General features: G+C 68.0%; 9 protein-coding genes. 8 read left to right on the top strand and 1 reads right to left on the bottom strand.

The annotated features are described in order from the left end of the window. Positions 1–2: 2 nt before the first annotated feature. Together QSJ95_RS31740 and fabV are read left to right on the top strand one after the other, a co-directional pair. The gene (locus QSJ95_RS31740) at positions 3–923 is read left to right on the top strand and encodes an electron transfer flavoprotein subunit alpha/FixB family protein (RefSeq protein ID WP_285647690.1); all 921 of its coding nucleotides are present in this window, start codon (positions 3–5) and stop codon (positions 921–923) included. A 203-nt stretch (positions 924–1126) separates the two neighbouring features. After that, a complete protein-coding gene (fabV, locus tag QSJ95_RS31735; RefSeq protein WP_285647688.1) occupies positions 1127–2323 on the top strand; it encodes an enoyl-ACP reductase FabV in 1197 nt (398 codons plus the stop codon). Between the two features lie 58 nt (positions 2324–2381). On the opposite strand, the gene QSJ95_RS31730 is transcribed toward fabV, so the two are convergent. After that, on the bottom strand, positions 2382–3332 hold the full coding sequence (locus QSJ95_RS31730) for an alpha/beta fold hydrolase (protein WP_285647686.1): 951 nt from the start codon (positions 3330–3332) through the stop codon (positions 2382–2384). A gap of 212 nt (positions 3333–3544) precedes the next feature. Between QSJ95_RS31730 and QSJ95_RS31725 the strand changes: the two genes are divergently transcribed. From QSJ95_RS31725 to QSJ95_RS31700, 6 genes are all read left to right on the top strand, one after another. Further along, positions 3545–4363 (top strand): substrate-binding periplasmic protein, encoded by an 819-nt coding sequence (locus tag QSJ95_RS31725; protein WP_043267233.1) that lies wholly within the window; start codon positions 3545–3547, stop codon positions 4361–4363. A gap of 25 nt (positions 4364–4388) precedes the next feature. Beyond that, complete coding sequence (locus QSJ95_RS31720; protein ID WP_285647692.1) at positions 4389–4730, top strand: DUF4398 domain-containing protein; 342 nt, start codon at positions 4389–4391, stop codon at positions 4728–4730. Then, a complete protein-coding gene (locus QSJ95_RS31715; protein ID WP_058071002.1) occupies positions 4727–5539 on the top strand; it encodes an OmpA family protein in 813 nt (270 codons plus the stop codon). The genes QSJ95_RS31720 and QSJ95_RS31715 overlap by 4 nt, the downstream gene beginning before the upstream one ends. 140 nt (positions 5540–5679) lie before the next feature. Next, positions 5680–6315 carry a response regulator gene (locus tag QSJ95_RS31710; RefSeq protein ID WP_043267231.1) on the top strand — a complete coding sequence of 212 codons (636 nt, stop codon included), beginning with the start codon at positions 5680–5682 and terminating at the stop codon, positions 6313–6315. A gap of 129 nt (positions 6316–6444) precedes the next feature. Further along, entirely contained in the window at positions 6445–7884 is a 1440-nt protein-coding gene (locus tag QSJ95_RS31705) for an aminotransferase-like domain-containing protein (RefSeq protein WP_043267229.1), read from the top strand. A gap of 89 nt (positions 7885–7973) precedes the next feature. Then, positions 7974–9638 carry a vWA domain-containing protein gene (locus QSJ95_RS31700; RefSeq protein ID WP_285647679.1) on the top strand — a complete coding sequence of 555 codons (1665 nt, stop codon included), beginning with the start codon at positions 7974–7976 and terminating at the stop codon, positions 9636–9638.

The following is a 9638-nucleotide window of genomic DNA, read 5'->3' as shown; positions in this document are numbered from 1 at the left end:
TCCTGGTAATCGCTGAGCACAACAACGGCGTCCTGGGCGCTGCCACCCTGAACACCGTCGCTGCCGCGCAGAAGATCGGTGGCGATGTCGCCGTGCTGGTCGCCGGCCAGAACGTCGGCGCCGTGGCAGAAGCCGCCGCCAAGATCGCGGGCGTTGCCAAGGTGCTGGTCGCCGACAACGCCGCCTACGCCCACCAACTGCCGGAGAACGTCGCTCCTCTGGTGGCCGAACTCGGCAAGGGCTACAGCCACATCCTGGCCGCCGCCACCACCAACGGCAAGAACTACCTGCCGCGCGTCGCCGCGCTGCTGGACGTCGACCAGATCTCCGAGATCATCGAAGTGGTCAGCGCCGACACCTTCAAGCGCCCGATCTACGCCGGCAACGCCATCGCCACCGTGCAGTCCTCGGCTCCGGTCAAGGTCATCACCGTGCGCACCACCGGCTTCGACGCCGTCGCCGCCGAAGGCGGTTCGGCTGCCGTCGAGCAGGTATCCGGCCCGGCCGACGCCGGCAAGTCCGCTTTCGTCGGCGAAGAGCTGGCCAAGTCCGACCGTCCGGAACTGACCGCCGCCAAGATCGTGGTCTCCGGTGGCCGCGGCATGGGCAACGGCGACAACTTCAAGATCCTCTACGCCCTGGCCGACAAGCTGGGCGCCGCCGTCGGCGCTTCCCGCGCCGCCGTCGACGCCGGCTTCGTGCCGAACGACATGCAGGTCGGCCAGACCGGCAAGATCGTCGCCCCGCAGCTGTACATCGCAGTGGGCATCTCCGGCGCCATCCAGCACCTGGCGGGCATGAAGGACTCGAAAGTCATCGTGGCCATCAACAAGGACGAAGAGGCGCCGATCTTCCAGGTCGCCGACTACGGCCTGGTTGGCGATCTGTTCGAGCTCGTACCGGAGCTGGAAAAGGCCGTCTGAGCCTGAACCGCTGACGAAGGAACCCGCTCCCAGGAGCGGGTTCTTTCATTTCCGGCCCCTGGTTTCCCGTGTTCGCCGCAGGGGATGACCCATTGGTCACGAATCTTCTCCCGGTTGCGCCCAAGAGAAGGTGTCTCATCTACAATGCGCGACGTCTTCAGTACCTGAACCTGTTCTAACGGCACCTGGCAAACGAGGTTTTCATGATCATCAAACCGCGCGTGCGTGGCTTCATCTGCGTCACTACCCATCCGACCGGCTGCGAAGCCAACGTCAAGGAACAGATCGAGTACGTCGAGGCGCATGGCCCCATCGCCAACGGTCCGAAGAAGGTCCTGGTGATCGGCTCGTCCACCGGCTACGGCCTGGCCGCGCGCATCAGCGCCGCCTTCGGCGCCGGCGCCGCCACCCTGGGCGTGTTCTTCGAGCGCCCGGGCAGCGAGACCAAGGCCGGCACCGCCGGCTGGTACAACTCGGCGGCCTTCGAGAAGTTCGCCCACGCCAAGGGCCTGTATGCCCGCAGCATCAACGGCGACGCCTTCTCCGACGAGGTGAAGAAGGTCGCCATCGAAACCATCAAGCAGGACCTGGGCAAGGTCGACCTGGTGGTCTACAGCCTGGCCGCCCCGCGCCGCACCCATCCGAAGACCGGCGAAGTCTTCAACTCGGTGCTCAAGCCGGTGGGCAAGACCGTCAACTTCCGCGGCCTGGACACCGACAAGGAAGTGATCAAGGAAAGCGTGATGGAGCCGGCGACCCCCGAGGAGATCGCCAACACCGTCGCGGTGATGGGTGGCGAAGACTGGCAGATGTGGATGGACGCGCTGCAGGAAGCCGGCGTGCTGGCCGATGGCGTGAAGACCACCGCCTTCACCTACCTGGGCGAAGAGATCACCCACGACCTGTACTGGAACGGCTCCATCGGCGCCGCCAAGAAGGACCTGGACCAGAAGGTCCTGGGCATTCGCGAGAAGCTGGCCGCCAGCGGCGGTGACGCCCGCGTATCGGTGCTCAAGGCCGTGGTCACCCAGGCCAGCTCGGCCATCCCGATGATGCCGCTGTACCTGTCGCTGCTGTTCAAGGTGATGAAGGAGAAGGGCACCCACGAGGGTTGCATCGAACAGGTCGACGGCCTGTTCCGCGACAGCCTCTACGGCAGCCAGCCGCACCTGGACGCCGACGGCCGCCTGCGCGCCGACTACAAGGAGCTGCAGCCGGACGTGCAGGACAAGGTGAAGGAACTGTGGAACCAGGTGACCAACGAGAACCTGTACCAGCTGACCGACTTCACCGGCTACAAGACCGAGTTCCTGCGCCTGTTCGGCTTCGAGATCGCCGGGGTGGACTATGAGCAGGACGTCAATCCGGACGTGCAGATACCCGGTCTGATCCAGCTTTAAGCGCTGATCTTCGCTCCGCACAGAACCGGCACCCAGGCGCCGGTTCTGCATTCCGGCTTCAGCGAATCGCGGTGCGCTGGGCCTTGGCCTGTTCGAGGAAGTCCAGGTAGCGGCCGGCGGTCTCTTCCGGGCGCTCGATCATCGGCACGTGGCCGCAGTCGCGCAGGATGGCCACGCTGGGATGCCTGAGCAGCGGCTTCATCACCTCGATGCTGGAAACGTCCAGCACGCGGTCGCGGTCGCCCCACAGCAGCAGGGTGGGCGCGGTGATCTTCGGCAGCTCCGGCTCCAGCGGGATGTAGCGCTCGCGCAGCTGGCCGAAGATGTAGGCGTTGAGCTGGCTGCGCTGCACGCCGCGCTCGCCCAGGTACAGTTGCAGGCGCTCGGGCATCGGCGGGCGCTGGTAGAAGACGAAGTCCATCAGCCCGGAAAAGTCCTCGGGGCGGCTCAGCACCAGCGGGTTGGACTTCCCGCCGAGCACGCGCCTGAACAGCTCGCTCTGCTGCGGGGCCATGATCCCGGCGTTGTCGAACAGGCCCACGGAGAAGGCCATGTCCGGATGCCGCGCGGCCATCAGCGCGACTATCTGCCCGCCCATGGAGTTGCCCACCAGATGCAGGCGGCCGATGCCCAGGGCCTTGGCGAAGTCCACCAGGCGCTCGGCCTGGGTGCCGACGTCGTAGCTGATGGTCTGGGGCTGGCTGCTTTCGCCGAAGCCGGGCAGGTCGGGGATGAGCACGTGGTAGCGCGAGGTCAGGTAGCGGGCGAAGCGCGGCCAGTTGTCCTTGTCGGCGCCGAAGCCGTGGACCAGCAGGACGGTCTCGGCCTCGCGCGGGCCACCCTCGTAGTAGCGGATGTCCAGGCCGTCGACGCGCACGCTCTGCTCGTCCAGGCCGGCGCGGGTGCGCTCGACGAACTGGGCGCTGGCCAGCAGGGTGGAAGGGAAGGCGTAGAGCACGCCGGCGCCGGCGGCCAGCAGCAGGACGAGGGCGAGCAGGACTTTCTTCATCGGTGATCCTTGTGACCGTGGGAGCGGAAATCGAGGATAGGGAAGGGAACGCGACGGTTCCCGGCTTGGCGTATCCACCTGAACAGTGACATGCTGCACTGGCGTCCGAATTCGCCTAGTCTGACCCTTCGCTCAGAACTTTTTCTTACAGAAGCTAGCATGCCGTCGTCATACGCATCGCCCTCCCTTTCGCCGGTTCGCGAGGACCGCGCATGATCAGGCGCAGCCGCGTCCTGCTGGCCATGGTCGGCCTGCTGGCGCTGTATGCCCACGCCCAGAGCAGCCAGTGTTCGGTGCTGGTGGCCAGCGGCAACCCGGAATACCCGCCGTTCCTCTGGCGCGACCCCGCCCAGCCGGAGCGCCTGGTCGGGGCCAGCGCCGAGCTGCTGGAGCAACTGGGCAAGTCCATGGGCGTGAGCATCCGCGTGCGCTACACCGGCTCCTGGGCCCGCGCCCAGGAAGAGGCGCGCCTGGGCCGCGTCGACCTGCTCGCCGGCGCCTTCCTCACGCCCGAGCGCGAGGCGATCATGGACTACATCCGCCCGGCCTTCCTCAGCACCGACAACGTGGTCTGGGTGCACAAGGGCGAAGGCTTCCCCTACGCCCGCTGGGAAGACCTGCGCGGCCACAAGGGCGGCACCCTGGTGAACAACAGCTTCGGCGCCGCCTTCGACGACTTCGCCGAGCAGCAGCTGACCCTGGAAGAGGTGCCCAGCGTAGCCCAGGCCTTCCAGAAGCTGGCCCTGGGGCGCACCGACTACGTGCTCTACGAGCGCTTCCCCGGCCTGGCCACGGCGGCCCGGCTGGGCCTGCAGCAGCGCCTGCAACCGCTGGAGCCGCCGATCTCCAGCGAAGGGCTGTACCTGACCCTGGCCCACGCCTCGCCCTGCTACGGCCCGGAACTGCGCGGACAACTGCAGGAAAAGATGACAGAATTGATTGCCGCCGGCGTACCGCAGCGCCTGTTGCAGCGCAACCTGCAGCGCTGGCAGGCCGAGCAAGCGCGGTCCGCCGCCTCTCCCACGCAGTAGAGAAGATTTCGTGAGCAAGCCAAGCATGACCCTCCCCGGGCTGTTGCTGTGCGCCCTGGCGGGATGCGCCAACGACCCGCTTCCCAACGAGCAGATGCGCCTGACCGAGCAGGCCCTGGACCAGGCCCGGGCGGTCGGCGCCACGGACGAGGTGGCCGAGTTCAAGCTGGCCGAGGACAAGTACCAGGCCGCCCGCGAGGCCCTGGCCGGCGCCGCCAACAAGCGCGCCCGGCAGCTCACCGAGCAGGCCGAGCTGGACGCGCGCCTGGCCGAGGCCAAGGTGCTGACCGGCAAGAGCGCCGCGCAACTGGCCGAGCAGGGCAAGAGCATCCAGCGCCTGCGCCGCCAGCTGGGGGAAGTGAAATGAGCCCGCGCCGGTTGATGCCATGCGGCCTGGTCGTCGCCGCCCTGGCCCTGGCGGGCTGCACCCACGGGCAGCTCGCCGAGCAGTCCCTGGAGCGCGCGCGCAGCGAGTTCCAGGCGGTCAAGGACGACTCCGGCGTGCTGCACAGCGCGCCGCGCGACGTGATCCGCGCCGGCGAGTCCCTGGCCCGCGCCGAGCGCCTGTCCAGCTACTGGGGCAGCAACGACGACGTGCTGCAGTACGCCTACCTCAGCCAGCGCTACAGCGAGATCGCCCGCGAGCGCAGCAACCTGGCGCTGAACCAGGAGCGCCTGGCCCGCCAGCAGCTCGACCGCGAGCGCCTGCAGCTGGCCCTGCGCGAGGCCAAGCTGGCCAGCGTGCAGGAACAGAGCAAGTGGCTGGAAGAGCAGATGGTCAGCCTGGCCACCGACCAGACCGAGCGCGGCCTGGTGCTGACCCTCGGCGACGTGCTGTTCGACAGCGGCGAGTCCGACCTCAAGCCCGCCGCCAACCGCACCGTGCTCAAGCTGGTGCAGTTCCTCCAGCTCAACCCGCGGCGGGTGATCCGCATCGAGGGCTACACCGACAACCAGGGCGACGAGCAGGAGAACCAGCAGTTGTCCCGGGACCGCGCCCAGGCGGTGGCCGACGTGCTCACCGACCTCGGCGTGGACGCCAAGCGCATCCAGGTGCAGGGCTTCGGCGAGGCCTACCCGGTGGCGGACAACGCCTCGTCCCTGGGCCGCGCGCAGAACCGCCGCGTGGAAATCGTCTTCTCCGACGACAAGGGCCAGCTCGGCGCCCAGCGCTGAGCCCCCGGCGCCGGGCGGGCCGGCCCGGCGCTGCTAACCTGTTGGCAGGGCGGCATCTCGAAGCTGTTCGAGGGTCGCCTTGGCGAAAATACGCCGATGGGACCACCCCACTCCGGGGCGTCCGCCAGCAGGAACCCGCAATGCCCTTCAAACGTGAAACTCTCAAAGCCCTCGTCGCCGATGCCCAGCCGCTGACCGGCTGGGGGTTGCAGCGCTACCTGGCCGACCAGAGCCAGGTGCAGGTGCTGGACTGGGTCACCGATACAGATTCGCTGCTGCGCCAGTTGAGCGAACGCCCCGACCTCGATCTGCTGATCACCGAGATGGCCTTGCCCGGCTCGCGCGGGCGCGATGGCGTGCACTTGCTCGAATGGCTGCAGCGCAACTACCCGCAGCTCAAGGTGCTGGTCTACTCGGTATCGGGGGCGCCGCTGATGGCGCGGGCCTCGCTCAAGTGCGGCGCCAGCGCCTATGTCTGCAAGCGCAGCCCGTTGTCGGTACTGGACGAGGCGGTGACGCGGATTCGCCAGGGGCTGGCCTACACCGACCCCACCCTGCGCCCGCAGCGCCATACCGGCCAGCCGCTGAGCCCCACCGAGATCGACATCCTGCTCCGCCTGTCCCATGGCGCCACGGTCGGCGAGATCGCCGAGCGCACCAGCCGCAGCGTTTCCACCATCAGCACCCACAAGCGCAACGCCATGAGGAAGCTGGGTGTGACCAACGACGCGCAACTGGTGATCGCCGGCATGCTGGACTGGCTCGGGGAGTTCTGAGGCGCTCTGGCGCGCGGCCTGCGCCGATCATCGGCGGCGGGCTGTATCGGCATGTTTCCCTGCTACTGTTCTGGAACAGTTTCGAGTTTTTGGCTACTGTTTCGGTCCAATGCCCGAGGGATCGCCGCCATGAGCAATCTGCTTCTGTACCAACGCATCGCCCAGCAACTCGCCGAGGACATCCGCCGCGGCGTCTACCAGCCGGGCGAGCGCGTGCCCTCGGTACGCAAGCTGAGCACCCAGCTCAACGTCAGCCACGCCACCGTGCTGCAGGCCTACGCCACCCTGGAGGACCAGGGGCTGATCCGCGCGCGCCCGCAGTCCGGCTTCTACGTGCACCACACCCCGGCGCTGACCGCCTCGACCCCCGACATCGCGCGGGTCGAGCGCCCGGGCCTGGTGACCCGCAGCAGCATCATCAACCAGGTGCTGGCCGAGGCGCGCCGCGAGGGCGTGTTCCCCCTGGGCGCGGCGGTGCCCCACGTGGACTACCTGCCGGTGCGCGCGCTGCACCAGCAACTGGCCAAGGTCACCCGCTTCTCCAGCCCGCGGGCCTTCAGCTACATGTTCAGCCCCGGCTACGAGCCGCTGCGCCGCCAGGTGGCGATCCGCATGCGCGACGCCGGCGTGGTGGTCGACCCCAGCCAGGTGACCATCACCCACGGCTGCGTGGACGCCATCCACATGGCGCTGCGGGTGATGACGCGCCCGGGCGACCTGATCGCCACCGAGTCGCCCAGCTACTACGGGCTGCTGCAACTGGCCGACATCCTCGGCCTGAAAGTCATCGAGATCCCCAGCGACCCGCTCACCGGCATCAGCCTGGAGGCCCTGCAGCTGGCCGCCAACCAGTGGCCGATCAAGGCCCTGGTGCTGACCGCGCGGCTGTCCAACCCGCTGGGCGGGACCATCCCCGAGGAGCGCCAGAAGCAACTGCTCAAGCTCACCTCCGAGCACAACATCGGGGTGATCGAGGACGACATCTACGGCGAGCTGATGTTCGACGAGGGCCAGACCAAGTCACTCAAGGCCCATGACCGCGAGGGCCGGGTGGTGTACTGCTCGAGCTTCTCCAAGACCATCTCGCCGGGGGTGCGCATCGGCTGGATCATCGCCGAGCGCTACCAGGAGGAAATCCGCCGCCTGCAGACCTTCACCACGCACTCGGCGTGCACGGTGACGCAGATGGGCGTGGCCGCCTACCTGGAGAACGGCGGCTACGACCGCCACCTGCGCTACATCCGCCAGGAGTACCGCAAGAACATGACCGCCTACCAGTTGGCGGTGCAGCAGTACTTCCCCGAAGGCACGCAGATGACCCGGCCCAAGGGCGGCTTCATCCTCTGGGTCAGCCTGCCGGCCAAGGTGAACACCAAGGAACTGCACGTGCGCGCGCTGGAGCAGGGCATCAGCATCGCCCCGGGGCTGATCTTCAGCAACACCGAGCAGTTCAACAACTGCCTGCGCCTGACCTGCGGCATCCCGTGGAACCGCGAGGCGGAGCGGGCGATCATGACCCTCGGCATGCTGGCCTGCCAGCTGTGCCAGGAGGAGCAGATCGCTGCCTGAAACACCTGGGGTTGAATAGGGTTGATGCTTAACCCGTTTTGGCTGACGGCCTCGTCTGAAGGTTTGACTCCTTCACCGAGGCCGCCGTCATGTCCCTTCCCGCTTCCGCCTTCCGTCCCCTCGCCATCGGCCTGCTGCTGGCCGTGGGCGGTTGTGGCCAGTCCACCCAGCAACAGGCCGCCCAGCCTTCGATGACGAAACAGGCGCCGCTCGCCGACCTGGCCGCCAAGAGCGAGGCCCGCCGTGCTGCCACGCCGGCCGCCACGCCGATGCTGGAAAGCTACGCCCTGCCCGTGGCGCCCGAGCCGTTGCCGGCCGGCTATCGCGACCAGGACCGCGAGCAATACCAGAAGCTGGCGCAGAACCCGGTGCACAGCGTCGCCGAGGCGCCGGTGTCGACCTTCAGCATCGACGTGGACACCGGCAGCTACGCCAACGTCCGCCGCCTGCTCAACGAGGGCCGCCTGCCGCCCCAGGGCGCGGTGCGCCTGGAAGAGATGCTCAACTACTTTCCCTATGCCTACGCGCCGCCCAGCGACGACAGCCCCTTCGGCATCACCACCGAGCTGGCGCCGTCGCCGTGGAACCCGCACACCCGGCTGCTGCGCATCGGCATCAAGGCTTCGGAGCGCAGCGTCGAGCAACTGCCGCCGGCCAACCTGGTATTCCTGGTGGACGTCTCCGGCTCCATGGACCGCCGCGAGGGCCTGCCGCTGGTGAAGGGCACCCTCAAGCTGCTGGTGGACCAGCTGCGGCCGCAGGACAAGGTGTCGCTGGTGGTCTATGCCGGCGACTCGCGGGTGGTGCTGGAACCCACTTCCGGCAAGGACAAGGCGAAGATCCGCGCGGCCATCGAGCAATTGCAGGCCGGCGGCTCCACCGCTGGCGCGGCAGGCATCGAACTGGCCTACCGCATGGCGCAGCAGGGCTTCATCGACAAGGGCATCAACCGCATCCTGCTGGCCACCGACGGCGACTTCAACGTCGGCGTCAGCGACTTCGACAGCCTCAAGGCCATGGCCGCCGAGAAGCGCCGCAGCGGGGTGTCGCTGACCACCCTGGGCTTCGGCGTGGACAACTACAACGAGCGCCTGATGGAACAGCTGGCCGACGCCGGCGACGGCAACTACGCCTACATCGACAACCTGCGCGAGGCGCGCAAGGTGCTGGTGGAACAACTCGGCTCGACCCTCGCGGTGCTGGCGAAGAACGTGAAGCTCCAGCTGGAATTCAACCCCGCGCAGGTCAGCGAGTACCGCCTGCTGGGCTATGAGAACCGCGCGCTGAAGCGCGAGGACTTCAACAACGACCAGGTCGACGCCGGCGAGATCGGCGCCGGGCACATCGTCACCGCGCTCTACGAGATCGTCCCGAAAGGGCAGAAGGGCTGGCTCGAGCCGCTGCGCTACCAGGCCGAGGCCAGGCCCGCCGGCAAGGGCGACGAACTGGCCTGGCTGCGGGTGCGCTGGCAGAAGCCGGAGGGCGGGCCCAGCCAGCTTGTCGAACGCCCGATAGCCACAACCGGCGCTACCGATCTGGCCCGGGCCAGCGACGACCTGCGCTTCGCCGCGGCGGTGGCGGCCTTCGCCCAGCAGCTCGACGGCGCGCGCTACACCGGCGGCTTCGACCTGGGCGATACTCTGGCCCTGGCCCGAAGCGCGCGCGGCGAGGACCCGTTCGGCCTGCGCGGCGAGTTCCTCCAGCTCGTCGAGCTGGCGCGCAGCCTGCAAACCCCCTTGGCGCGGAACCCCTGA

Source organism: Pseudomonas sp. NBRC 100443 (assembly GCF_030268185.1).
Lineage (GTDB): Bacteria > Pseudomonadota > Gammaproteobacteria > Pseudomonadales > Pseudomonadaceae > Pseudomonas > Pseudomonas citronellolis.
Note: the sequence above shows the minus strand (reverse complement) of the source record. Positions and strands in the feature narration are given on the sequence as shown.

Bases quoted from the DNA above. Each gene is read 5' to 3' on its own strand.
- QSJ95_RS31710 (WP_043267231.1), top strand. From the start codon at position 5,680: ATGCCCTTCAAACGTGAAACTCTCAAAGCCCTCGTCGCCGATGCCCAG.
- QSJ95_RS31730 (WP_285647686.1), bottom strand. From the start codon at position 3,332: ATGAAGAAAGTCCTGCTCGCCCTCGTCCTGCTGCTGGCCGCCGGCGCC.
- QSJ95_RS31720 (WP_285647692.1), top strand. From the start codon at position 4,389: ATGACCCTCCCCGGGCTGTTGCTGTGCGCCCTGGCGGGATGCGCCAAC.
- QSJ95_RS31700 (WP_285647679.1), top strand. From the start codon at position 7,974: ATGTCCCTTCCCGCTTCCGCCTTCCGTCCCCTCGCCATCGGCCTGCTG.
- QSJ95_RS31715 (WP_058071002.1), top strand. From the start codon at position 4,727: ATGAGCCCGCGCCGGTTGATGCCATGCGGCCTGGTCGTCGCCGCCCTG.
- fabV (WP_285647688.1), top strand. From the start codon at position 1,127: ATGATCATCAAACCGCGCGTGCGTGGCTTCATCTGCGTCACTACCCAT.
- QSJ95_RS31705 (WP_043267229.1), top strand. From the start codon at position 6,445: ATGAGCAATCTGCTTCTGTACCAACGCATCGCCCAGCAACTCGCCGAG.
- QSJ95_RS31725 (WP_043267233.1), top strand. From the start codon at position 3,545: ATGATCAGGCGCAGCCGCGTCCTGCTGGCCATGGTCGGCCTGCTGGCG.